Origin of the sequence: Arthrobacter sp. LjRoot14, from assembly GCF_964253905.1 — a bacterium.
GTDB lineage: Bacteria > Actinomycetota > Actinomycetes > Actinomycetales > Micrococcaceae > Arthrobacter.
This window is the reverse complement of the sequence record NZ_CAXURL020000001.1, coordinates 2,858,318-2,881,120: the sequence shown is the minus strand read 5'-3', so window position 1 is coordinate 2,881,120 and position 22,803 is coordinate 2,858,318. Positions and strand designations below refer to the sequence as shown.

Below are 22,803 nucleotides of genomic sequence, written 5' to 3'. Positions count from 1 at the left end.
AAGTGCCAAAATCCGGGCTTTGTCACAGGCACGCAGTAGATTTAAACCGGGAACAGCCCGCTTCAGCCATTCAGGAGATCCGAACCACCTTGCACCTCAAGAGCCTGACCGTCCGCGGATTCAAGTCGTTCGCGTCAGCCACGACGTTCGACTTCGAGCCGGGCGTCACTGCAGTGGTCGGTCCCAACGGTTCCGGCAAATCCAATGTTGTGGATGCCCTGGCCTGGGTCATGGGGGAACAGGGTGCCAAGACACTGCGCGGCGGCAAGATGGAGGACGTCATCTTCGCGGGCACGTCCGGCCGCCCGCCGCTGGGCCGGGCCCACGTCTCGTTGACCATCGACAACACTGACGGCGCCCTGCCGATCGAGTACAGCGAAGTGACCATCTCACGGACGCTGTTCCGCACCGGCGGGTCCGAGTACGCCATCAACGGTGCGGGCTGCCGTCTCCTGGACATCCAGGAACTGCTCTCCGATTCCGGCCTGGGCCGGGAAATGCACGTGATCGTGGGGCAGGGGCAGCTGGACAAGGTTTTGCACGCCACCCCGGAGGACCGGCGCGGCTTTATTGAAGAGGCGGCGGGCATCCTCAAACACCGCCGGCGCAAGGAAAAAACGGTCCGGAAGCTGGAAGCGATGCAGGCAAACCTGCAAAGACTGAGCGATCTCACCAGTGAAATCCGGCGACAGCTGACCCCCCTGGGCAAACAGGCGGAAGTGGCGCGCCGGGCCCAAAGTGTCCAGTTTGACGTCAGGGACGCCCGTGCCAGGCTCCTGGCGGACGACCTGGTGCAGTTGCAGTCCGCCCTTGCCCAGGACGTGGCCGACGAATCCGCGCTGAAGGCGCGCCGGGCCGTTGTGGAGGAGGGCCTCGAAACCGGTCGTCAGCGGCAGGCGGCGTTGGAACAACTCGCGGCCGAGGCAACCCCGCGGCTCAATGCAGCGCGTGACACCTGGTACCAGCTATCGGCGGGCCGGGAAAGATTCCGTTCCCTCGGGTCGCTTGCTGAGGAACGCCGCCGCCTGCTGGGAGCTGCGGACGAGATACCGGATTCCGGAAGGGACCCGGAGCAGCTCGAAAGGAATGCCGCCCGGGTCCGCGAAGAACAGGCCGCCCTGGAAGACGCGATCCTGCGACAGCGCACGGCGCTTGAAGCCGCGTCGGCAGCCAAGCAGGAAGCCGAAAGTGCTGCAAGTGCCGAAGACAAACGATTGGCTGCGGTGCTCCGTGCCGCCGCCGACCGCCGTGAAGGTTTGGCAAAATTGGCCGGCCAGGTGGGTGCGGCGCGCTCACGCGTGGAAGCTGCGCAGGCCGAGCTTGGCCGGCTCCGGGAATCCCAAACGGCCGGTGATGAGCGCCGACGCCGCGCCCAGAGCGAGTTCACGGCGCTGGAATCGCAGGTCGCGGGCGTCGAGGACGGCGAGGAATCCCTGGACGCTGATTACGAGGATGCCAGCGATTCGCTGGACGCAATCCTGGCGGACATCGAGGCGCTGAAATCTGCCGAACGCGAGGGGGAACGGGAGCGCGATTCGCTGCAGGCCAGGCGGGACGCGCTGCAGCTTGGGCTCAACCGCAAGGACGGGTCAGGCCGGGTGGCGGATTCGGGACTGCCCGGGATCATGGGGCCCCTGGCATCCATGCTCTCGGTCGAGCCCGGGTATGAAGCGGCAATCGCTGCCGCGCTGGGAAACTGTTCGGATGCCGTTGTGGTCAGGGATGCCGGCACCGCCGTCGAGGCCCTGGAGCTGCTGAAGGCCGACGACGCCGGCCTTGCCTCGCTGCTGTTGGCGGTGCCGGCCGGGCAGGTCGCCGCGGACCCGCCGTCCGGCGTCGAAGCCGCGCCAGCGCCGGGGCCCCTTCCCGGGGGTGCCCGCTGGGCCGCGGACCTGGTCGCCGCCTCTGCCGCCGGACTTAACGGGTTCCCGTCAACGTCGGAGGACGCCTCCGGGGCGGCCGCCCCGATGCACGCCCTTCTGCGCAGGCTGCTGGCGGGTACTGTCGTTGCTGAAGACCTGGAGTCGGCGTCGGCGCTCATCCACGCGCAGCCCGGTCTGACCGTCGTGACACGGGCGGGCGATGTCTTCACCGCATTCACCGTCCGGGGCGGCTCGGCGAGTGCACCGTCACTGCTGGAGGTGCAGGCCGCCGTCGACGACGCCGGGACCAGGCTCGCCAAGGTCAGCGCTGATCTTGAACGGAACCGGTTCGCACTCGCCGCCGCCCAGGCACGAAAGACGCAGGCCCAGGAACGCGCGGATGCCGCCTTGGAGCGGCTCCACGAATCGGATGCCCGGCTGGCGGCCGTGGCCGAAAGGCTGGGACATTTGAACTCGGTGCTGAGGAGCGCCGTGGGCGAGAGCGAACGGCTTGGTGCTTCGCTGGCAAGGGCAGAGGCCAATATGGTGGCCGGGGAGGAGGCCCTGCAGGCTGCAGTCGCACGCCTGGAAGCAGCCCGGCAGGCCCCTGAGGATGAGGAACCGTCGGCTGAACTCAGGGACGAGCTGGCCCTGGCTGCGTCTGCTGCGAGGGCGGCCGAGATGGAGGCCAGGCTTTCGCTGCGGAGCGCCGAAGAGCAGCTGACCGCCACCCGCAACCGCGCCCTGTCCCTGGAGCGGGCGGCGGCGGCGGAGCGTCGGGCACGGGAAGAAGCCGCTCAGCGCGCCCGCCGCCGCAGGTTCCAGGCGCGCCGGGCGGCGGCCGTATCAGCTGCGGTGGAGCAGGTCATCGGCTTCATGGACATCTCCGTGGAGCTTGCCCGGCATTCGCGGGATCTGGCAGAGGAAGAGCGGGAGCTCCGGGACCGTGAACTGGTCGACGTGAGGTCCCAGAACGATTCCCTGAGCCGCGAGCTTGCGGAATTGACGGATTCGGTGCACCGCGACGAGCTTGCCCGCACCCAGCAGCGGCTGCGGATCGAATCCCTCGAATTGCGGTCCGTCGAGGAACTCGGCTTATCACCGGACCAGCTCGTGGCAGACTATGGACCCGACCAGCTGGTGCCGGTGCCGGCGGGGACGTCCAATGACAAGTGGGCCGCCCTCCGGGCACCGGTGGACGAGAACGGCGCGCCGGTCCTGGAAGGCAAGCCCTTCGTCCGCGATGAGCAGGAAAAACGGCTCCGCAAAGCAGAGCGGGACCTTTCCTCGCTGGGACGGGTGAATCCGCTGGCCTTGGAGGAATTCGCCGCGCTCGAGGAACGGCACCAGTTCCTTAGCAGCCAACTCGAGGACCTCAAATCCAGCCGTAAGGACCTGCTGGACATCATCAAGGAAGTGGATGACCGTGTGCAGAAGGTGTTCGCCGAAGCGTTCGCTGATACCTCGGCACAGTTCGTCCGGGTTTTCGCCCGGCTTTTTCCGGGCGGTGAAGGCCGGCTTATCCTGACCGACCCTTCAGACATGCTCACCACCGGAATTGAAGTGGAGGCGCGGCCGGCCGGCAAGAAGATCAAACGGCTCTCACTGCTGTCCGGGGGCGAGCGTTCGCTGACCGCAGTGGCCCTGCTGGTGGCCATCTTCAAAGCGAGGCCATCCCCGTTTTATGTGATGGACGAAGTGGAGGCCGCCCTGGACGACACCAACCTGGGCCGGCTGATCACGATTTTCGAGGAACTCCGCGAGTCCAGCCAGCTGATTGTCATCACGCACCAGAAACGGACCATGGAGGTTGCCGACGCGCTCTACGGCGTCACCATGCGGGGTGACGGGGTCTCAACCGTCATCAGTCAGCGGCTCGGCGCGGACGTATAGCGGCCCGGACCGCAGCATTTCATGTGTGACACATGGGTGAAACGTGTGTGAGAAGCTAGGGGAGTGAATGACATCCTCCCCATTATTCTTGCCATCCTCGCTGCCCTGGTGGTCATTGGCGGACTGATCCCGGTCCTCCTGAAGACCCGCCGGAACATCACCAAGTACCCGGGCACCCGCGACGCCAACGATCCCGTCGAGCCCGTGCGCGGCGCGGGCGGAACGCTGGTGGAGGACCGCCCGGCGGTGACGCCCGAGCGCAAGGCGCCCGGCGCCGTCGACCTCGAAGATCTGGAGACCGCCGAGGTACCCGATGACGCGGCAGGGCTTGAGACCATTGCAGTAGAGACGCCGTTGCCCGTTGCGGGACGGCTGACGAGGCTCCGGGAACGCCTTGTCAGGTCCAACAACATCCTCGGCAAGGGCCTGCTGGCGCTCCTCTCCAGCGACAAGATCGATGAGGACGTCTGGGACGAAGTCGAGGAAACTCTCCTTCTCGCGGACCTTGGCACCGAGCCGACCATGCAGCTGGTTGACGCCCTACGGGAGCGCGTCAAGGTGCTGGGCACGCGGACCCCCGAACAGGTCAAAGCCCTGCTCCGTGAGGAACTCATCAAACTCGTGGACCCGACCATGGACCGCAGCCTCCGTACCGAACGCCACGCCGACAAGCCCGCCGTCATGATGGTGGTGGGCGTCAACGGCGTCGGTAAGACCACCACGGTGGGCAAGCTCGCACGCGTCCTCGTGGCCGAGGACAAGGACGTTCTGCTGGGCGCCGCGGATACTTTCCGTGCGGCCGCCGCGGAGCAGCTCGCCACGTGGGGCCAACGCGTCGGTGTCCCCACGGTGAAGTCCGACGTCGACGGCGCCGATCCCGCCTCTGTCGCCTATGAAGCGGTCAAGGCAGGCATCGACCAGGAGGTCGACGTGGTGATGATCGACACCGCCGGCCGGCTCCAGAACAAAGTGGGCCTGATGGACGAGCTTGGCAAGGTCAAGCGAGTCATTGAAAAGCTGGCCGAGGTGGATGAAGTCCTGCTGGTGCTGGATGCCACCACCGGACAAAACGGCCTGAACCAGGCCCGCGTGTTTTCCGAAGTAGTCAACATCACCGGCATTGTGCTCACCAAGCTGGACGGCACTGCCAAGGGCGGCATCGTGGTGGCAATCCAGAAGACGCTCGGGGTTCCGGTCAAGCTGATCGGGCTGGGCGAAGGCGCGGATGACCTGGCCCCGTTCGATGCCGAGAGCTTCGTGGACGCCCTGCTGAACTGAGCAGGCTACCCAAACCCGGCTGGCTACTGAACCCGGCAGGCCGCTGAACTAGGCAGGCCGTTTGAGCGTCTCCCGCGCGAGCAGCCAGCCGGCCGCGGCCACGACGAGCACGCCGCCGGTCACGCCGAATGCCCACCCGTATCCGAGCCGGTCCGCCAGGAGCCCGGCAAGGACCGGGCCGATGATGGCGCCGGCGTCGGACATCATTTGGAAGACCGCCAGCACGCGGCCGCCGGAGCGTCCGTTGCCGATCACATCGGCGATGGCGGCCTGCTGGGCCGGACCCAGCAGGCCGGAACCTATTCCGGCGACGGCGGAGGCCGCCAGGAACCATGGCATGTCGTGGGTCAGTCCGATGCCTGCGGTCGCCACACCGGTGAGTACCAGCCCGGAGATCATCAACGGCTTGCGGCCCAGGCTGTCGGCAAGTTTCCCCGAGACGGTCAGCGCTGCCGCATTGCCGCCGGCAAAAACCGCCAGCGCCCAACCCGCCGCGGCCGGTCCGGCGTTCAGCGCAGCCACGGCGAAAAGCGGCACGGTGGCCATCCGGACACCGAACGTTGCCCAGCCGTTGGCGAAGCTGGAGAACAGTCCCGCACGGTAGGCACTGTCACGCAAAGCATCGCCGAGCCTCATCGCCGGCTCCAGGCTGCCATCCTTCCGTGATTTGCCGGGCACATGGCTGAGTTGCGTCTGGACCACCAGCGCGGCCAGGACCAGCGCAGCGGCATAGGCCAGGAACGGGATGCGGAGGCCGAAACCGGCAAGCATTCCGCCGACGATAGGGCCGCAGACGTTGCCGATGAGGAAGGCGGACGCGTAGGCGCCGGAGACCCGGCCCCGGCTCTCCGGCGGCGCCAGCCGGACCACCAGCGCCATGGACGCGACTGTGAACATCACCGAACCGGCGCCGCCCAGGCCCCGGAAGATGAGCAGCTGCCAATAATCCTGGGCGAAGGCGCAGGCCGCAGTTGAGGCTGCCACGATCAACAGGCCGGCCACATAGACCGGCCGTTCACCCAGCTTCACGATCAGCGCGCCGCCGGCGGGCGCGAACAGCAGCCGCATGAAGGCAAAAATACTCACGATCACGGCTGCGGCCGTTGCCCCGACGTCGAACGTGGTGGCGAACTGGGGCAATACCGGCGCCACAAGCCCGAACCCCAGTGCGATCAGGAACGCAGCGGCCAGCATCACCTTAATGTCGCGGGGGAGCCGTGTGGAAGGAGGCTGTATTGCAGCGTCGGGGTGGTCGGATTGGCCGCCATTCCGGCGGGGCAGGGCCTTGCCGGAGCGGAAACGATCGGTCATGGTGCCGTGGTCCTTGCGGGGTGCTGGGAAGTGCGGTTTGGGACTGGTGAAACATATCCGTAACAAGCAGGATATGCACCATTTACTTCCGGGAGGTTGTTGTAACAGCCCGGACATCTAATTCCTCCGCCGGCGAAACACTGCCCGGCAAAAATCGTCTAAGAACGCAAAAAGGCGTTGGGCAAGCGGATGAGTCCGCAGGATCAACTAAGCATCTAGGCAAGGGAGGACGTGCACCATGGAACTTACCGCAGGTCACGTATGGCTCATGGTTGCGGCGGCACTTGTGCTGTTCATGACACCAGGGCTGGCATTTTTCTACGGCGGCATGACACGTGCGAAGGCCGCGCTGAACATGATGATGATGAGCTTCATCTCCATCGGCATGGTTGGCGTGGTGTGGGTGCTGTGGGGCGCATCGATGAGCTCCGGCGAAGGCTTCATGCAGATCGTCGGCAACCCGTTCGCAACGTTCGGACTTGAAGGCATCACCACTCCGGACGGGCTCATCAAGGTCGGCTACGCAGCAACGTTCGCCATCATCACGGTGGCACTGATCAGCGGCGCCATCGCGGACCGCGCAAAGTTCGGCGCATGGACCGTGTTCGTCCCTGTCTGGGTAACGCTGGTCTACTGCCCGATCGCTTACATGGTCTGGGGCGGAGGCCTCTTCGGGCCTGAAGGCGCAGTCGGCCAGGCCCTCGGTCCGGCAATCGACTTCGCCGGCGGTACGGTAGTCCACATCAACGCCGGTGTTGCAGCCCTGATCCTTGTCCTGATCATCGGCAACCGCAAGGGCTTCGGGAAGGACCCGAACCACCGTCCCCACAACATCCCGTTCGTGATGCTCGGCGCGGCCATCCTGTGGTTCGGCTGGTTCGGCTTCAACGGCGGCGCGGCAACCACGGCAGAACAGGGCGGCCTCATCTGGGTCAATACCCTTGCCGCACCGGCAGCTGCCATGCTCGGCTGGCTCATCACCGAACGCATCCGCGACGGCCACCCCACCTCACTTGGTGCAGCTTCCGGTGTTGTTGCCGGCCTGGTCGCCATCACCCCGGCCTGCGCCAACGTCAGCCCGGTCGGTGCACTTGGCCTGGGCGTCGTCGCCGGTGTGGCCTCCGCCCTGGCAGTCGGCCTCAAGTTCCGCTGGGGCTTCGACGACTCGCTGGACGTCGTCGGCGTCCACCTTGTATCGGGCATCATCGGCACTGTCGCCCTGGGCTTCATCGCCCTCCCGGTTGAGGGTGTCGGCGGCGGCCTCTTCTACGGCGGCGGCCTGACCCAGCTGTGGGCCCAGCTCGCAGCGGCCGGAATCGCCATCGCCTACTCGGCCATCCTGACGTCGGTGATTGCACTGGCCATCCACAAGACGATGGGTTTCCGTGTCTCCCAGGAGCAGGAAGTTGTGGGCGTGGACCTCAGCCTGCACGCAGAAACCGCCTACGAGTTCGGTGTCGGCGGCCACGGTGGAAGCTTCCAGCCGCTGCATGAACTGATTACCGGCAAGCAGGGCGACGAGTCCGCTCCGGTAACCGAAGACGGTAAGAAGACTGACGCAGCAACAGGTAAGGAAAGTGTGGGGGCATGAAACTGATCACAGCAATCGTCCGGCCGGAAAAGCTAGATTCCATCCGGGAGGGGCTCGAATCCTATGGTGTGCAGGGCCTCACGGTCAGCGCGGCCAGCGGATACGGCAGGCAGCGCGGGTATACGGAGGTATACCGCGGGGCTGAGTACAACGTGGACCTGCTTCCTAAGATCCGCGTTGAGGTCCTGGCCACGGACGAACAGGCGGACGACATCCTGGATGTCATCATCGCCAGCTCCAACACAGGGCGTGCCGGCGACGGCAAGGTCTGGACGGTGGACGTTTTTGAAGCTGTAAGAGTACGAACGGGAGAGCGCGGCTCGGCCGCTATCTAGCCCACGCACAAAGCATGAAGCGGGCCGCTACCTTCTGGTAGCGGCCCGCTTTGTGCATTCGAAACGACCTAGACAGGCCAGCCGTCGGGCCCCGATGTTCCTGCAGCGTATTCCTCCAGCGGAACACTGCCGCGGCTCCACGCTTTGATGACCGGCTCAATGATCCGCCAGCAATCCTCTGCCGTGTCCGCCCGTACGGACAGCAGCGGATCACCGGTGAGGACGCCCTCGAGTACTTCGCCATAGGGGAGCAGCTCGGATGCGCTGAGTTCGGCGTTCAGGGTGGCCCGGTCAAGGCTGAGGAAATTGCCGGGGCCGTTCACGTCGACGTCGAACTGAAGTGTGTCGGGCCCGAACCCGATGCGGAGCTGATTCGGCGAATCGACGCCGGTGAATCCCTTGGGAAGGTGGGGCACCGGCTTGAAGGTGATCACGGCTTCCTTGCGTTTTGCCCCGAGCGCCTTGCCTGAACGGAGGAAGAAGGGCACTCCCGCCCAGCGCCAGTTGTCGATGTCAACCTGCACTTCCGCGAGTGTTTCGGTGTTCCTGGACGCGTCCACGCCTTTTTCCCTGGCGTAGTCCGGCACTTCCCGCCCGTCGATGGACCCGGCAGTGTACTTGGCACGCCGGGTGCTTGACCGGTAGGGCGCCTTGACGCTGCTGGCGCGAAGGAGTGTGGCCACAGCGTCCCGGAGGTCACGCTCGTCAACGGAAGCCGGCGGCTCGATGGCCATCAGCGCCATGATCTGCAGCAGGTGGCTCTGGATCATGTCCCTGAGCGCGCCGGCGGCGTCGTAGTAGCGGGCGCGGCCTTCGAGGGCGAGGTCCTCGTCGAAGATGACCTCCACCTTTTCGATGTAATCGCGGTTCCAGATCGGTTCCAGGAAGGTGTTCGCGAAGCGAAGGCCGAGGATGTTGAGTACCGTTGCCTTGCCCAGGAAGTGGTCCACCCGGTGGATGTGGTCTTCGGGGACCAGCGCCGCGAGGGTCTGGTTGAGGTGGCGGGCGGAATCCTCGCTGGATCCGAAGGGCTTTTCCATCACCAGCCGGGTGCCGGCGGGTACTTCCTCCGGGGCCAGCACTTCGCAGGCCTTCTGGCTGACGTGCGGGGGCAGGGCGAAGTACACGGCCACCGGGGCTTCCAGGCCGGAAAGCAGGGAGGCCAGCTCGCCGCCCGCCGTCACGTCAAGCTGGTGGTATGCCGTTGATCCCGCAATGCGTTTGAGCTCGCGCTTGCCGGCGGCGTCTGCCTGGGAGTTCGAATCGGCAAAGGACGTCTCGACGCGTTCCAGCCATTGTTCCGGGGTCCAGGGATCCGATCCGGCACCCACGAGCGTCAGCCCGTCGGCACGCCCCCGGGCAGCGAGGCGGGCGAGTCCAGGCAGCAGCAGCCGGCCGGTGAGGTCCCCGGAGGCGCCGAGGATGAGCAATGTTTTTACAGTGGTTTGGGCGGCCATCCTGCCAGCATGCCATCTTGAAGGGCTGTCTTGGTACCCTAGATAGTCGAGTCCCGTTGTCGAGGCAGTTGGTCCAGGCCAACAACAGTCACGACTCTGGCGAGCCGCACCGGCCGCCAGCTGTAGATCCACTGAAAGAAGTGCACGGCGCGTGTTCAATTCACTCTCTGACCGGTTGACAGCAACCTTCAAGAATCTCCGCGGCAAGGGCCGCCTCACCGAGGCGGACGTTGACGCCACGGTCCGCGAGATCCGGCGGGCCCTCCTGGACGCCGACGTTGCCGTGCCCGTGGTCCGCGAGTTCACGGGCCGGGTGCGCGAGCGTGCCCTGGGCGCCGAGGTGTCCGGTGCCTTGAACCCCAGCCAGCAGATCGTCAAGATCGTCAACGAGGAACTCGTTGAAATCCTGGGCGGCGAGACCCGGCGTATCCGCCTGGCCAAGACCGGCCCCACCATCATCATGCTCGCGGGCCTCCAGGGTGCCGGCAAGACCACCCTCGCCGGCAAGCTCTCCAAATGGCTGAAGTCCCAGGGCCACAGCCCCATGCTCGTGGCCTGTGACCTCCAGCGGCCCAACGCTGTCAACCAGCTCCAGGTTGTCGGACAGCGCGCCGGGGTGCCCGTCTTCGCCCCGCACCCGGGTGCCACCTCCATGGAGCTGGAACACCCGGCCGGCGACCCCGTGGCAGTTGCCCGGGCCGGTGTCGAAGAAGCGCGCCAGAAGCTTCACGACGTCGTCATTGTGGACACCGCCGGACGCCTTGGCGTGGATGCCGAAATGATGGAGCAGGCGCGCCAGATCCGCCGGGCGATCGTGCCCAACGAAGTGCTCTTCGTCATTGACTCGATGATCGGACAGGACGCCGTCAACACGGCGCTTGCCTTCGATGAAGGCGTCAACTTCACCGGCATCGTACTTTCCAAGCTCGACGGCGACGCCCGCGGCGGTGCCGCGCTGTCCGTTGCGTCGGTCACCGGCAAGCCCGTCATGTTCGCCTCCACCGGCGAAGGCGTGGACGACTTTGAGCTGTTCCACCCGGACCGCATGGCGTCCCGCATTCTCGACATGGGCGACGTCCTCACCCTGATCGAACAGGCTGAAAAGTCCTGGGACAAGGACGAAGCGGCCCGGATGGCGAAGAAGTTCGCCGACCAGGAAGACTTCACGCTGGATGACTTCCTGGCCCAGATGCAGCAAATCCGCAACATGGGCTCCATGAAGAAAATGCTCATGATGATGCCGGGCGCGCAGAACATCCGCCAGCAGCTCGAGCAATTCGACGAACGCGAAATCGACCGCGTCGAAGCGATCGTCCGTTCCATGACCCCGCATGAGCGCGTTGCCCCCAAGATCATCAACGGCTCACGCCGGGCCCGCATCGCCAAGGGCTCGGGCATGCATGTGTCGGACGTCAACGGCCTGCTGGAGCGGTTTGCCCAGGCGCAGAAGATGATGAAGAAGATGGCAGCCGGCGGCGGAATGCCGGGCATGCCTGGAATGCCTGGCATGGGCGGCGGAGGAGCCCGCAAGGGCGCCAAGAACGCGCCGAAGAAGAAGGCCAAGTCCGGAAACCCGGCCAAGGCAGCGCAGGAACTCCGCGACGCCGAGGCCCGGCGCGCCAGCGCCGGCAAGGCACTTCCGACCGGGGCGGCTTTCGGTCAGCAGGGAGCGGACTTCGACCCGTCGCAGCTCAACCTGCCCAAGGGGTTCGACAAGTTCCTCGGCGGGAGCAAGTAGTTACTGGCGGCGCGGTTTTACGTACGGTCAACGTGGCTGCCGGCAGGTTCAATGTCGTCCGGCCGAATTGTCCGGCCATTGCCATAGGGTTGGGGCATGTTTAAGCAGCGCGTAGTGTTCGTCCACGGTTCGGGAGCCTTCGGGTCTGCCGCGTGGCCCAAGCAACACGGCATGGCCCTGGCCTACGACGCACTGTTCCTGCGCCGCCACGGTTTTGACGCGTCTGCGGAGCCCGTCGAATCGGACTTCCAGACGGACGCCCGGATTGTGCTGGGGGCCTTGGCGGACGAGGGCCGCGGCGTTGCCGGCGGACATGTGGTGGCGCATGCCCAGGGCGCCATTGCGGCCATGATGGCGGCCGTGGAACGCCCGGATCTGGTGCAGTCCCTCACCCTCGTGGAGCCCGCCTGCCTGTCACTGACCGCTGAACTGCCTGCCACTGCTGCGCACCGCGCACTGATGCAGCCGCTTTTTGACGTGCGGCACCAGCTCGGCGACGACGACTTCCAGCGGGAGTTTGTCCGGCGGGCGTTTTCCGTGCACAGTGATGGCCCCGCCACGCCGGAAGCACTCAACGCTGCCCGCCGGCTCCGGTTACAGGCGCCTCCGTGGGAGGCGCCGCTGCAGATCGTGCCGGGTGTCGCCACGCTCGTCCTGACCGGCGGCTGGGAGCCGCTCTACGAAGAGATTGCGGGCTACCTGCGTGAAACCGGTGCCCAGCACCGCGTTGCCGCGGGCGGACACCGGCCTCAGGACTCGGTGGAGGGAGACCGGGTTATCCGGTCCTTCATCGCAGAAGTCAGCAGGCGTCAGCACTCACAGGCGTCGTAGCGTCGCCCGTCGCTGCACTGTGCCGGCCCGGTTGTTCCGGGTTTGGAAGCTGCAGCTCGGGAAGGTAGACCTTGCCGCCGGCTGCCAGGAATTCGTTGCTCTTTTCACGCATGCCTGCCGCCATCTCGGCGAGTGCCGACTGTGCTTCGGCGGAACCGTACTCGTCCCTGATGTCCTGGCTGATGCGCATGGAGCAGAACTTGGGCCCGCACATGGAGCAGAAGTGCGCGGTCTTGGCCGGTTCCGCGGGGAGGGTCTCGTCATGGAAGGATTCGGCGGTGACCGGGTCCAGTGAGAGGGCGAACTGGTCCCGCCAGCGGAATTCGAACCGGGCCTTGGACAGGGCGTCGTCGCGTTCGTGCGCGCCGGGGTGGCCCTTGGCCAGGTCGGCGGCGTGGGCGGCAATCTTGTAGGTAATGACGCCGGTCTTGACATCGTCCTTGTTGGGCAGCCCCAGGTGTTCCTTGGGCGTGACGTAGCAGAGCATGGCCGTGCCGTAGCGGGCGATTTCCGTGGCGCCGATGGCGGACGTGATGTGGTCGTAGCCCGGGGCTATGTCCGTGACCAGCGGCCCCAGCGTGTAGAACGGTGCTCCCTTGCAGAGTTCCTGCTGGCGTTCCACGTTTTCACGGACCAGATGGAACGGCACGTGGCCGGGTCCTTCCACCATCACCTGCACGTCGAACTCCCAGGCGCGCTGCGTCAGTTCGGCCAGGGTATCCAGCTCCGCGAACTGGGCGGCGTCGTTCGCGTCCGCGGTCGCACCTGGCCGCAGCCCGTCGCCCAGCGAGAACGCGACGTCGTACTTGGCGAAAATTTCGCACAGCTCGTCGAAGTGCGTGTACAGGAAGTTCTCCTGGTGGTGGGCAAGGCACCAGCCGGCCATGATGGAGCCGCCGCGGGAGACTACGCCGGTCACCCGGTTGGCCGTCAGCGGCACATACCGCAGCAGCACCCCGGCGTGGATGGTCATGTAGTCCACGCCCTGCTCGCACTGTTCGATCACGGTGTCGCGGAAGATTTCCCACGTCAGTTGGTTGGCCTCGCCGTTGACCTTTTCCAGGGCCTGATAGATGGGAACGGTGCCGATCGGGACGGGCGAGTTGCGGATGATCCACTCACGGGTGGTGTGGATGTCATCGCCGGTGGACAGGTCCATCACGGTGTCGGCGCCCCACTGTGTGGCCCATTGCAGCTTGTCGACCTCCTCCGCGATGGAGCTCGTGACGGCCGAGTTGCCGATGTTGGCGTTGATCTTCACCAGGAAGGCCTTGCCGATGATCATCGGCTCGGATTCCGGGTGGTTGATGTTGTTGGGGATGATGGCGCGGCCCGCAGCCACTTCGCTGCGGACCAGCTCCACGTCGCAGTTTTCGCGGAGGGCAACGAACTGCATCTCGGGCGTCACCACACCCTGCCGGGCGTAGTGCATCTGCGTGACTGTCCTGCCTTCGACGGCGCGGCGGGGCACGGGCTGCGCGCCCTTCCACTCCGCGGACGCGGCGCCGCGGCGCACTGCCGACCTGCCGTCATCGAGCAGGTTCCGTTCCCTTCCGCCATAGGGCTCGGTGTCTGCCCGCGACTCGATCCACCGGGTCCTGAACGGCTCCAGGCCCACCACGGGATCGCTGCCGGGCCCGGCAGTCCGGTACACGCGGAACGGCGGGTTGGCTGCCCCGCCCGGTGAGTCCTCAAGGGCGATTTCGGTCACCGGAACCCGGATCCCGGTGGCCTCATCGGCGATGAATGCCAGCGAGTGGGACTTCATGGACTGCGCTTCGGCAGGTGCCGAATTGCCGGGTGCGGTCTTGTTTTGGGCACGGATCAGCTGTGTTTCTTGTGTATTCACGGAATACTCACTTCCTTCGCCGGCATTACCCGGACAGGTTCAACGGTCGCAGGCCGCGTCAGCCCGATCTCAGCCCTTGCAAGGGCACCCGTGTGGTCGTAGACGAAGCTACCACAGGGCCGGGGCGGGTCCATGTCACATGCAGGTCACAACAGGGGAGGGTGCCCGGCCGGTCTAGGCTTGAAGCATGCGTGACGTCATCGAATTCAGCGGAACCGTGCTCACCGCCCCGGACCGGGAACGGCAGGGCCTCTGGGCTGTGGACGGCAGGCTGACGTTCACACGGCCGGCCGCTCCGCCTGACCTGGTGTTGAACGGCTGGGTGCTGCCTGGCCTGGTGGATGCGCATTGCCACATCGGGCTGGGACCAGCCGGTGACGTTCCGGATTCCGTGGCCGAGGAACAGGCCCTCACGGACAGGAATGCCGGCACGCTGCTCGTCCGGGATGCCGGCGCCGTCCACGACACCCGCTGGCTCCAGCAGCGGCCGGAGCTGCCGCGCATCATCCGCGCCGGCCGCCACATCGCCAGGACGCGCCGCTACCTGCAGGGATTCGCTGTCGAAGTTGAGCCGGACGGACTGGTCGAGGCCGTGCGGAAGCAGGCGCTGGCGGGTGACGGCTGGGTCAAGCTCGTAGGGGACTGGATCGACCGGGACGCCGGCGACCTGGCGCCTTCGTTCCCCGCCGCAGTGGTGCGGGACGCTGTCCGCGCAGCCCACGACGAAGGCGCCAGGGTGACCGCCCACTGTTTCGCGGAGGACACCCTGGATGACATGCTCGACGCCGGCATCGACTGCATCGAACACGGAACCGGCCTGCTGCCGCGCCACATCCCCCGTTTCGTGGAACAGCGCGTCCCCATCATTCCCACGCTGATCAACATTGCGACATTCCCCGACATTGCGGCCCGTGCGAAAGCGAAGTTTCCGGTGTACGCGGCCCACATGCAAAGGCTCTGGGAACGGCGGAACGAGCGCATCCTCGAGGCCTTCGAAGCCGGCGTCGCGATCTACGCCGGGACCGATGCGGGCAGTGTCATCAGCCACGGCAGGATCGTGGACGAGATCCAGGCGCTCCACGCCGCCGGCCTGCCGGCGGCCTCAGCCCTGGACGCCGCTTCCTGGGCCGCGCGTGAGTGGCTGGGAGCGGACGGCATCGCCGAAGGTGCCAGCGCCGACGTCGTGCTGTGCGAACTGGACCCCAGGCTCAACCCGGCAACACTGCGGGACCTCAAGCACACCGTTCTTCGGGGCCGGCAGCTCCGCTAGGAATAAATTGAAGCTTCAAGTAATTTACTCTATGTAATCGTCGCCGGTCGCCGGCGGCCGAGTTTCCGGAGTTTGGAGTTGGAATGACCGTGGAATCCAGCAGCAAGGACCTGCTGCCCGCCGATCTCACCATGGGCACGGTGATGCTCAAGGTGGGCGACATGAAGCTGATGACGGACTATTACCAGCGCGCGCTCGGGCTGGACGTCGTGGCTGAGCAGGACGGCGGGGTGTACCTCGGCCGCCGGGGTGCACCCCTGGTCCACCTGGCCGCGGCCCCCGGGTTGAACCTCCCGGCCCGCGGCGAGGCGGGGCTGTTCCACACGGCACTGCTGTTCGAGGACCGGTCGTCGCTCGCTGCCACGGTGGCCTCTGCCGCCCGGTATGAACCGAAGCTTTTCACGGGAAGCGCGGACCACCTCGTCAGCGAGGCCTTCTACTTCAACGACCCCGAGGGCAACGGCATCGAGCTCTACCGGGACCGACCCCGCGCCGCCTGGTCCTGGGAGGGGGCCAATGTGGTCATGGACAGCCTTGCCCTGCCGCCGCAGCGGTTCCTGCAGGACCACCTGACCGAGGACGCGGTGGGCGGGCAGCGCGAGGCAGCAGCCGCCGTCGGGCACATCCACCTGCAGGTCGGCGACGTCCAGTCGGCACACGACTTCTACGTGGGCACTCTTGGCTTCGAAAAGACCGCGGGATGGCACGGGCAGGCCCTGTTCGTCTCGGCCGGCGGCTACCACCACCATATGGCCATGAACGTCTGGAACAGCAGGGGTGCCGGGCCCCGCCGGGACACCCTGGGGCTGGGTGAAGTCCTGATCGAAGTGCCGGGAACGGACGACGTCGGCGCGCTCGCCGACCGTTTGCGGGTCGCCGGCGTTGCTTCGCACCATACGGGAGCCGAGCTGCGGTTTGAGGATCCGTGGCGCAACCGGATCCGCGTCGCCGTCCGCTGAGGCGGCGCCGAGCTGCGCGTTCTTCTGGGCTAGGCTGAAGCCGGAAGTCCGTGGAGGCTGCGAAGCTGCCCTGCCGGACCATGACACCGCCGACGGAATGAGGATGATTTCCATGGGTTTCACCGAAATCTTTGTTTCCACCCACGACGAGGCGCTCAAGCGCGCGGCGGCACTCGACGGCGGAGGCCTCGCTGCTCCGGACGCGCTTCGGATTCCGGACATCAGCGATTTTGAGATTGAGCAGCTGGGTGACCTCGCCGGAGCGGCGGTCCACGCGTCAGGAGCGGACTATGAGCTCGCCATGGTGGACGTGGCCAGCGATTCGCTCCTGGGTGTGCCGGCCGCCATGGTGCGTGCGCTCGCCGAACTCCTCAGCTATGAGACCGAAGGCGAGGGCAATGTCCTGGAGGACGTGGCGGCCAGGTGGGCGGCGGAGGAGGACATGCCTTTTGGCTCCGAAGAGGCCCTCGGGTATGTCCAGCGGCTCGCGCAGATGGCCGGCAGCGTGGACCCGAACGCGCGGACCGGGCTGTACGTCTGGTCGTCCTGAACGGCCCGCCGGGTGTCAAGTCGAAATCCCGCCGCTGATCTGGCACAATAAACAGGTACTCGATCTGCGTGGCCCCTCTCTCCGCGTCCGGATCCTGTCCTTTTAGAACCCCCTAGTACGGCCCGCCCCACGGGTGCAGAACGCCGGGCTCGACCCCGTTTCAGAAACAGGAGTGACCACAAAAGTGGCCGTAAAGATTCGCCTTAAGCGCTTTGGCAAGATGCGCGCACCGTACTACCGCATCGTCGTCATGGACGCACGCTCCAAGCGTGACGGCCGTGCCATCGAAGAGATCGGCAAGTACCACCCCACCGAAGAGCCCTCATACATCGAGGTCGACACGGACCGTGCCCAGTACTGGCTCGGCGTCGGCGCACAGCCGTCCGAGCAGGTTGCTGCGATCCTCAAGATCACCGGTGACTGGCAGAAGTTCAAGGGTCTCCCCGGCCAGGAGGGCACCTTGAAGACCAAGGCTCCCAAGGCTGCCTTCGTTACCCCGGAAAAGGGTTCCGTGATCATCCCGGAAGCCATCACCAAGAAGGCCAAGAAGGACGAGGCAGCCGACGCTTCCACCGAAGCTGAAGCAGAGACCACCGAGGCTGAGTAAATTGCTGGCAGAAGCGCTCGAACACCTTGTCCGCGGGATCGTTGACAGTCCCGAGGACGTCAAGGTCAGTGCCAAGAACAACCGCCGCGGGGACACCCTCGAGGTGCGGGTTCACCAGGACGACCTTGGACGGGTGATCGGTCGTCAGGGCCGCACGGCACGCGCACTGCGCACCGTCGTGGCGGCGCTGGCCGGCGGCGAGCAGGTCAGGGTCGACGTCGTCGACACGGACCGCCGCCGGTAAACGCCCCGCAATACTTGTCTCAAGTCCGGCCCCTTCACCAGATTATGGTGGAGGGGCCGGACTGTTTTCGGCCGCAGTAGAACCACAACAGAACGAACCCCGGAACAGAGGAACAGATGCAGCTTCAGGTGGCACGAATCGGCAAACCGCACGGCATCCGCGGCGAAGTGACCGTCCAGGTCCTGACCGACGCGCCGGAGGACCGATTCATTCCGGGCACCCGGTTCATGGTTGAACCCGCGTCGGCGGGGCCGCTCACCGTTGACAGTGCCCGCTGGAACAAGGACATCCTGCTGTTGGGCTTCGAAGGCATCGAGACGCGCAACCAGGCCGAAGCCCTGCGCGGTGCCAAACTATTCATTGAGACCGAGGAACTCGAGGAGGAAGACGACGAAGGCTGGTACGAGCACGAGCTCGTCGGCCTCGAAGTCCGCGTTGGCGACGCCGTGGTCGGCAGGATTTCCGGCCTCCGTACCCTTCCGGTCCAGGACCTCATTGTGGTGGAGGCGCCGGACGGCCAGGAAATCCTGATTCCCTTCGTCGAGGAAATCGTGCCTGAGGTCAATGTCGGCGAGAAGTACATCCTGGTCACCCCGCCGCCCGGCCTGTTCGAAATCAACGTTGACGATTCCGGCGAAACGCCGGGCGCCGGCGGGTCCGGAGCGGACGAGGCGGAGCCGGGCAAGCCTCAGGCCGGAGACAACGCCTAAATGAGGATCGACGTCGTCAGCATCTTCCCGGAGTACCTTGCGCCCCTGGAACTTTCGCTGATCGGGAAGGCACGCCAGGACGGCATCCTGGACTTGAACGTCCATGATCTCCGGGAGTTCACCACTGACAAGCACCGCTCAGTAGACGACACTCCGTACGGCGGCGGAGCCGGCATGGTGATGAAAGCGGAACCATGGGCGCAGGCGCTCAGTTCTGTAGCCGGAGCCAGGGGCGGCGACGCCGCCCGCAAGCCGGTGCTGATCGTCCCCTCCCCGGCAGGGGAACGGTTCACCCAGGCGCTGGCGCACGAACTGGCCGAAGAAGACCAGCTGGTCTTTGCCTGCGGCCGGTATGAGGGCATCGACGAGCGGGTCATCGAGTGGGCGGAAGAGCACTTCATAGTCCGGCCCATGAGCCTGGGCGACTACGTCCTCAATGGCGGCGAGGTGGCTGTGCTCGCCATGACGGAAGCCATCGTCAGGCTCCTTCCGGGCGTTGTGGGCAATCCTGAGTCCCTCGTCGAGGAATCACACTCGGACGGCCTGCTGGAGTACCCCGTGTACACCAAGCCGTCCTCCTGGCGTGACCGCGAGGTTCCCCCGGTTCTGCTGAGCGGCAACCACGGCAAGATTGCCCAGTGGCGCCGCCACCAGCAGTACCGCCGGACCGCCGAACGCCGCCCCGACCTGCTTGCAGAGTTCGACGCCGGCAATCTTCCCCGCGCGGACCGCACCGCGCTCGGCGACCTGGGGTACGACGTCGTCGACGGTCGTCTCCGGCTCCGCCCGGAGGAGCCCGGGAACGGCGCGCCGGCGGACGGCTGACGCCTCGCGGAACCGCCGACGCCGTCAGGCGGGTAAGGATTCGCCGGAATCCTTCGAATGTGGCAAAATTAGTCCTTGTGCCTGCTGGGTGCGCACCTGCCACAGGGGGAGCGCCACCAACAGCCCGGCACCCCGGTCCCGTCAATCAGTGACGGAGTCGGATCAGAAAATTTTCGGCAGTGATTTCCGGGACTGTTCCCGGGCTTGGCCGCCGTGACCCAAAGTGGATGACCTGTGGCGTTCACCAGGAGTGGATCAATGCATATCCTCGATACCGTAGACGCAGCGTCGCTGCGCACCGATGTTCCCCGGTTCCGCGCGGGTGACACCCTCAAGGTTCACGTGAACATCATCGAAGGCAAGAACTCCCGTGTCCAGGTATTCCAGGGCTTCGTCCTGGGCCGCCAGGGCGACGGCATCCGCGAAACCTTCACGGTCCGCAAGGTTTCCTTCGGTGTCGGCGTAGAGCGTACCTTCCCGGTACACTCCCCGATCATCGACAAGATCGAGGTCGTCACCAAGGGTGACGTCCGCCGCGCCAAGCTTTACTACATGCGTGCACTGCGCGGTAAGGCCGCGAAGATCAAGGAAAAGCGCGACTTCAGCACCGCCAAGTAAGTCCCCGGACTTCCACGGCGGGTCCAGAACCCGGATCCGGTCCGCGCCGGAGCCTTCCGCAACAGCGCCACAGGATACGGATCATGGACCAGTCAAAACGCCAGCCCAGGAAACCGGGCTGGCGTTTTGTGTTGCTGGCACTGGCGCTGGCCGTTCTGATCAGCGGACTTGTCCGCGCCCTCTGGCTGGATGTGTACTACATACCGTCCGCCTCCATGGAGCCGCTCTTCGGCGCGGGCGACAGGATTCTGGTGTCCCGGACCGACTTCCAGTCCGAGCCGGTCCGGCGGGGTGACGTCGTAGTCTTTGACGGCCGCGGGACGTTCGCCCCGCTCAACAGCGGCAACGGCCCGCTCCAGGACGCCGCTGCGGCGGCGGGCCACTGGCTTGGCGTTACCGGGAGTGATACAACCTACATAAAGCGGGTTATCGGGCTGCCCGGGGATCATGTTGTCTGCTGCGACGACCAGCAGCGGCTCACAGTGAACGGTCAGGCGCTTGAGGAACCATACCTCTATGGCGGAGACGTTGCGAGCAAGCAGAAGTTCAGCGTGATCGTTCCAGCGGGACGGTTATGGTTGCTTGGGGACCACCGCTCGATGTCCGCCGATTCCCGGAGCCTCCTGGGCGCGCCGGGCGGCGGCATGGTGCCTCTGGGGCGGGTCATTGGCAGGCCGGTCCAGATCATCTGGCCGCTCGACAGATTTGCGGCCGTTCCCCGGCCAGCAGAAACCAGCACGACGACGAAGGACGGACAGTAGATGCCCGAGACCGACCCCCGGACTCCTGATCCGTTCAAGCACGACACCGGACGCGCGTCGGCCGGAGGCGACCAAACGGGAACCGCCACGGACAGGGAGACCGTCCTTCCGTCCGCAGGCACACCTGCTGATCCGTCAGCCGAAACCGGCCTGCCCGCCGGAGCCGGGAGCCGGGCGGCCGGTTCGCACGGCGCGCATTCGAAATCCGGCCCGTCGAAAGCGCCTAAAGAAGGCAAAGCCCATGGCGCGGTGTACCTCTGGGTCAAGGAGGTGCTCACGGTGGTGGCCATCGCTGTGGTGCTGTCCTTCCTGATCAAGACTTTCCTGTTCCGGGCGTTCTACATCCCCTCCGAATCCATGGTCAACACACTGGATGTGAACGACCGGATCTTCGTTAACTTGCTTGTGCCTGAACCTTTCGCCCTTGAGCGCGGCGATGTGGTGGTCTTCAAGGACACCAAGGGATGGCTGGTGCCCTCACCGGAGAAGGCCGACGGCCCGTATACCTGGGTCCAGGACGGCCTGACGTTCGTCGGCCTGCTGCCGGACAATTCGGAGCAGCACCTGGTCAAGCGCGTGATCGGCCTCCCGGGTGACCATGTGGTGTGCTGTGACGCCGGCGGCAAGCTCACCATTAACGGCACCGCCGTGGACGAGACCTACGTCAACCCCGCCGAGGTGCCGGACATCCGCAACTTTGACGTCATTGTCCCGGACGGCAAGATCTGGGTGATGGGAGACAACCGGAACCACTCGGCCGATTCCCGCGCCCACCAGGACAGCAACGGCGGCTTCATCGACATGCCCGATATTGAGGGCAAGGCGGCCGTTATTGCTTGGCCCCTCAACCGGCTGACTGGCCTGGGCAACTATCCTGACGTGTTCCGGAACGTCCCTGCGCCGGCTGGAAAATAGATGTCCGTTGCACCCACCCTCGACTACGAGCACCGGTTCTTGAGTTCCGGCGCCAGGCTGCTGGCCGGCATCGACGAAGTAGGCCGGGGTGCCATCGCGGGGCCGGTGACCGTCGGGATCACCGTCGTGGACCTGAGCCGGCCGGTACTGCTGGACGACGTCCGAGACAGCAAGCTCCTGAAAGAATCCGACCGTGAGCGGCTGGAACCCCTGGTGCGGAGCTGGAGCGTCGCCTCGGCGGTGGGGCACGCCTCCGCCGGCGAGATCGACGCCCTGGGTATCATCGCTGCCCTGCGGACAGCCGGCACGCGGGCCTGGCTGCAGATCCTGGCCGGTGGGGTCACCCCGGACGTGGTCTTGCTCGACGGCAGCCACAACTGGCTCTCCCCGGAGACGCAGGCCTCCCTGTTCGACGATGCCCCGGCGGGTCCGGGCTGCGACGCGCCGGTCCACACCCTCATAAAAGCGGACATGCAGTGCCTGAGCGTGGCCGCCGCCAGCATCCTGGCCAAGGTGGAACGCGACCGGCTGATGCGTTCGCTGCACGAGGAGTACCCTGCCTTCGGCTGGGATGAAAACAAAGGCTACGGAACAGCGTCACACAAGGAAGCGCTCAAAGCAGCGGGCCCGACGCCCTATCACCGGGTCAGCTGGCAGATTCTCTAACTCCGGCTCCCCGCCCTGGCCGCGGGGCAGCGCGGAATAGTGCAAGATGGAACCATGAGTGCCGAGGATCTTGAGAACTATGAAACCGACATGGAGCTTCAGCTCTACCGCGAATACCGTGACGTCGTCGGGCTGTTCAGCTACGTAGTCGAGACCGAACGGCGTTTCTACCTCGCCAACCACGTGGACCTTCAGGCGCGCAGCGCGGACGGCGAAGTCTATTTCGACCTCACCCTCCAGGACGCCTGGGTGTGGGATGTCTACCGCTCGGCCCGGTTCGTCAAAAGCGTCCGGGTGATCACGTTCAAGGACGTCAACGTGGAAGAGCTGCCACGCAACGAGGAACTTGCCCTTCCCAAGGACGTGGATCTCGGCAACTGACGTGGCCGTTGGCCCAGGCACCTGACCTTCGCCTCTGACCACCGGTTCGGCGGTTCGCACTACTTGTTTTTTGCCCGGGGGCTGGCATCCCTGCCATCCTTGGCGCGAGACTACTGTAAGGGATTGATTCGCAGTTCTGTTCCGACGGCTTA

At 65.6% G+C, this 22,803-nt stretch carries 21 protein-coding genes and 1 riboswitch; of the genes, 18 read left to right on the top strand and 3 right to left on the bottom strand.

Features of this window, described 5'->3' with window-relative positions:
* Positions 1-89: 89 nt before the first annotated feature.
* Positions 90-3,755, top strand: a complete 3,666-nt coding sequence (gene smc, locus ACSQ12_RS12970; RefSeq protein WP_436065662.1) for a chromosome segregation protein SMC — start codon at positions 90-92, stop codon at positions 3,753-3,755.
* Positions 3,756-3,818: 63 nt separating this feature from the next.
* Positions 3,819-5,033 (top strand): signal recognition particle-docking protein FtsY, encoded by a 1,215-nt coding sequence (ftsY, locus tag ACSQ12_RS12965; RefSeq protein WP_209743916.1) that lies wholly within the window; start codon positions 3,819-3,821, stop codon positions 5,031-5,033.
* 48 nt (positions 5,034-5,081) lie between these two features.
* Here the strand turns inward: ftsY and ACSQ12_RS12960 are convergent, their stop codons facing one another.
* On the bottom strand, positions 5,082-6,344 hold the full coding sequence (locus ACSQ12_RS12960) for an MFS transporter (protein WP_436065661.1): 1,263 nt from the start codon (positions 6,342-6,344) through the stop codon (positions 5,082-5,084).
* Between the two features lie 238 nt (positions 6,345-6,582).
* Here ACSQ12_RS12960 and ACSQ12_RS12955 point away from each other — a divergent pair, with 238 nt between their 5' ends.
* Complete coding sequence (locus ACSQ12_RS12955) at positions 6,583-7,935, top strand: ammonium transporter (RefSeq protein ID WP_436065660.1); 1,353 nt, start codon at positions 6,583-6,585, stop codon at positions 7,933-7,935.
* Entirely contained in the window at positions 7,932-8,270 is a 339-nt protein-coding gene (locus ACSQ12_RS12950) for a P-II family nitrogen regulator (RefSeq protein ID WP_011692333.1), read from the top strand. The genes ACSQ12_RS12955 and ACSQ12_RS12950 overlap by 4 nt, the downstream gene beginning before the upstream one ends.
* Positions 8,271-8,338: 68 nt before the next feature.
* Here ACSQ12_RS12950 and ACSQ12_RS12945 read toward each other — a convergent pair whose 3' ends face one another.
* On the bottom strand, positions 8,339-9,727 hold the full coding sequence (locus tag ACSQ12_RS12945) for a glucose-6-phosphate dehydrogenase (RefSeq protein WP_436065659.1): 1,389 nt from the start codon (positions 9,725-9,727) through the stop codon (positions 8,339-8,341).
* Positions 9,728-9,878: 151 nt separating this feature from the next.
* On the opposite strand from ACSQ12_RS12945, the gene ffh reads away from it, so the two are divergent.
* A complete protein-coding gene (ffh, locus tag ACSQ12_RS12940) occupies positions 9,879-11,465 on the top strand; it encodes a signal recognition particle protein (RefSeq protein ID WP_209743928.1) in 1,587 nt (528 codons plus the stop codon).
* A gap of 96 nt (positions 11,466-11,561) precedes the next feature.
* The gene (locus ACSQ12_RS12935; protein WP_436065658.1) at positions 11,562-12,296 is read left to right on the top strand and encodes an alpha/beta fold hydrolase; all 735 of its coding nucleotides are present in this window, start codon (positions 11,562-11,564) and stop codon (positions 12,294-12,296) included.
* Here ACSQ12_RS12935 and thiC read toward each other — a convergent pair.
* On the bottom strand, positions 12,265-14,145 hold the full coding sequence (gene thiC / locus ACSQ12_RS12930) for a phosphomethylpyrimidine synthase ThiC (protein ID WP_436065657.1): 1,881 nt from the start codon (positions 14,143-14,145) through the stop codon (positions 12,265-12,267). The two genes, ACSQ12_RS12935 and thiC, sit on opposite strands and share 32 nt — an antisense overlap.
* A riboswitch (TPP riboswitch) is annotated at positions 14,140-14,247 on the bottom strand. Its footprint overlaps the gene before it by 6 nt.
* A gap of 85 nt (positions 14,248-14,332) precedes the next feature.
* Here thiC and ACSQ12_RS12925 point away from each other — a divergent pair.
* The 12 genes from ACSQ12_RS12925 (at position 14,333) to ACSQ12_RS12870 (ending at position 22,651) form a co-directional block, all read left to right on the top strand.
* Positions 14,333-15,415 (top strand): amidohydrolase family protein, encoded by a 1,083-nt coding sequence (locus tag ACSQ12_RS12925; protein ID WP_436065656.1) that lies wholly within the window; start codon positions 14,333-14,335, stop codon positions 15,413-15,415.
* An 83-nt stretch (positions 15,416-15,498) separates the two neighbouring features.
* On the top strand, positions 15,499-16,374 hold the full coding sequence (locus ACSQ12_RS12920; protein ID WP_436065655.1) for a VOC family protein: 876 nt from the start codon (positions 15,499-15,501) through the stop codon (positions 16,372-16,374).
* Between the two features lie 112 nt (positions 16,375-16,486).
* Positions 16,487-16,924: a hypothetical protein gene (locus tag ACSQ12_RS12915; protein ID WP_436065654.1), complete on the top strand. Its 438-nt coding sequence runs from the start codon at positions 16,487-16,489 to the stop codon at positions 16,922-16,924.
* Between the two features lie 184 nt (positions 16,925-17,108).
* Positions 17,109-17,531 (top strand): 30S ribosomal protein S16, encoded by a 423-nt coding sequence (rpsP, locus tag ACSQ12_RS12910; protein ID WP_043429855.1) that lies wholly within the window; start codon positions 17,109-17,111, stop codon positions 17,529-17,531.
* Between the two features lies 1 nt (position 17,532).
* On the top strand, positions 17,533-17,775 hold the full coding sequence (locus tag ACSQ12_RS12905) for an RNA-binding protein (protein ID WP_011692324.1): 243 nt from the start codon (positions 17,533-17,535) through the stop codon (positions 17,773-17,775).
* A 116-nt stretch (positions 17,776-17,891) separates the two neighbouring features.
* Positions 17,892-18,485, top strand: coding sequence for a ribosome maturation factor RimM (rimM, locus tag ACSQ12_RS12900; protein WP_436065653.1), 594 nt, complete (start codon positions 17,892-17,894; stop codon positions 18,483-18,485).
* The gene (trmD, locus tag ACSQ12_RS12895) at positions 18,486-19,310 is read left to right on the top strand and encodes a tRNA (guanosine(37)-N1)-methyltransferase TrmD (protein ID WP_436065652.1); all 825 of its coding nucleotides are present in this window, start codon (positions 18,486-18,488) and stop codon (positions 19,308-19,310) included. It abuts the gene before it with no gap.
* 258 nt (positions 19,311-19,568) lie between these two features.
* The gene (rplS, locus tag ACSQ12_RS12890) at positions 19,569-19,928 is read left to right on the top strand and encodes a 50S ribosomal protein L19 (protein ID WP_436065651.1); all 360 of its coding nucleotides are present in this window, start codon (positions 19,569-19,571) and stop codon (positions 19,926-19,928) included.
* Positions 19,929-20,011: 83 nt separating this feature from the next.
* Complete coding sequence (lepB, locus tag ACSQ12_RS12885) at positions 20,012-20,689, top strand: signal peptidase I (RefSeq protein ID WP_209743948.1); 678 nt, start codon at positions 20,012-20,014, stop codon at positions 20,687-20,689.
* On the top strand, positions 20,690-21,604 hold the full coding sequence (gene lepB / locus ACSQ12_RS12880) for a signal peptidase I (RefSeq protein ID WP_436065650.1): 915 nt from the start codon (positions 20,690-20,692) through the stop codon (positions 21,602-21,604). It abuts the gene before it with no gap.
* Positions 21,605-22,270, top strand: coding sequence for a ribonuclease HII (locus tag ACSQ12_RS12875; protein ID WP_436065649.1), 666 nt, complete (start codon positions 21,605-21,607; stop codon positions 22,268-22,270).
* 54 nt (positions 22,271-22,324) lie between these two features.
* Positions 22,325-22,651 carry a DUF2469 domain-containing protein gene (locus tag ACSQ12_RS12870; protein ID WP_003806068.1) on the top strand — a complete coding sequence of 109 codons (327 nt, stop codon included), beginning with the start codon at positions 22,325-22,327 and terminating at the stop codon, positions 22,649-22,651.
* Positions 22,652-22,803 lie beyond the last annotated feature (152 nt).

What these genes read in the sequence shown, in the direction of transcription:
- lepB (WP_436065650.1), top strand. Translation starts at nt 20,690, where the DNA reads ATGCCCGAGACCGACCCCCGGACTCCTGATCCGTTCAAGCACGACACC.
- ACSQ12_RS12950 (WP_011692333.1), top strand. Translation starts at nt 7,932, where the DNA reads ATGAAACTGATCACAGCAATCGTCCGGCCGGAAAAGCTAGATTCCATC.
- ACSQ12_RS12955 (WP_436065660.1), top strand. Translation starts at nt 6,583, where the DNA reads ATGGAACTTACCGCAGGTCACGTATGGCTCATGGTTGCGGCGGCACTT.
- ACSQ12_RS12920 (WP_436065655.1), top strand. Translation starts at nt 15,499, where the DNA reads ATGACCGTGGAATCCAGCAGCAAGGACCTGCTGCCCGCCGATCTCACC.
- ACSQ12_RS12875 (WP_436065649.1), top strand. Translation starts at nt 21,605, where the DNA reads ATGTCCGTTGCACCCACCCTCGACTACGAGCACCGGTTCTTGAGTTCC.
- trmD (WP_436065652.1), top strand. Translation starts at nt 18,486, where the DNA reads ATGAGGATCGACGTCGTCAGCATCTTCCCGGAGTACCTTGCGCCCCTG.
- ACSQ12_RS12945 (WP_436065659.1), bottom strand. Translation starts at nt 9,727, where the DNA reads ATGGCCGCCCAAACCACTGTAAAAACATTGCTCATCCTCGGCGCCTCC.
- ACSQ12_RS12960 (WP_436065661.1), bottom strand. Translation starts at nt 6,344, where the DNA reads ATGACCGATCGTTTCCGCTCCGGCAAGGCCCTGCCCCGCCGGAATGGC.
- ACSQ12_RS12870 (WP_003806068.1), top strand. Translation starts at nt 22,325, where the DNA reads ATGAGTGCCGAGGATCTTGAGAACTATGAAACCGACATGGAGCTTCAG.
- ACSQ12_RS12915 (WP_436065654.1), top strand. Translation starts at nt 16,487, where the DNA reads ATGGGTTTCACCGAAATCTTTGTTTCCACCCACGACGAGGCGCTCAAG.
- ACSQ12_RS12925 (WP_436065656.1), top strand. Translation starts at nt 14,333, where the DNA reads ATGCGTGACGTCATCGAATTCAGCGGAACCGTGCTCACCGCCCCGGAC.
- rimM (WP_436065653.1), top strand. Translation starts at nt 17,892, where the DNA reads ATGCAGCTTCAGGTGGCACGAATCGGCAAACCGCACGGCATCCGCGGC.
- rplS (WP_436065651.1), top strand. Translation starts at nt 19,569, where the DNA reads ATGCATATCCTCGATACCGTAGACGCAGCGTCGCTGCGCACCGATGTT.
- lepB (WP_209743948.1), top strand. Translation starts at nt 20,012, where the DNA reads ATGGACCAGTCAAAACGCCAGCCCAGGAAACCGGGCTGGCGTTTTGTG.
- ACSQ12_RS12935 (WP_436065658.1), top strand. Translation starts at nt 11,562, where the DNA reads ATGTTTAAGCAGCGCGTAGTGTTCGTCCACGGTTCGGGAGCCTTCGGG.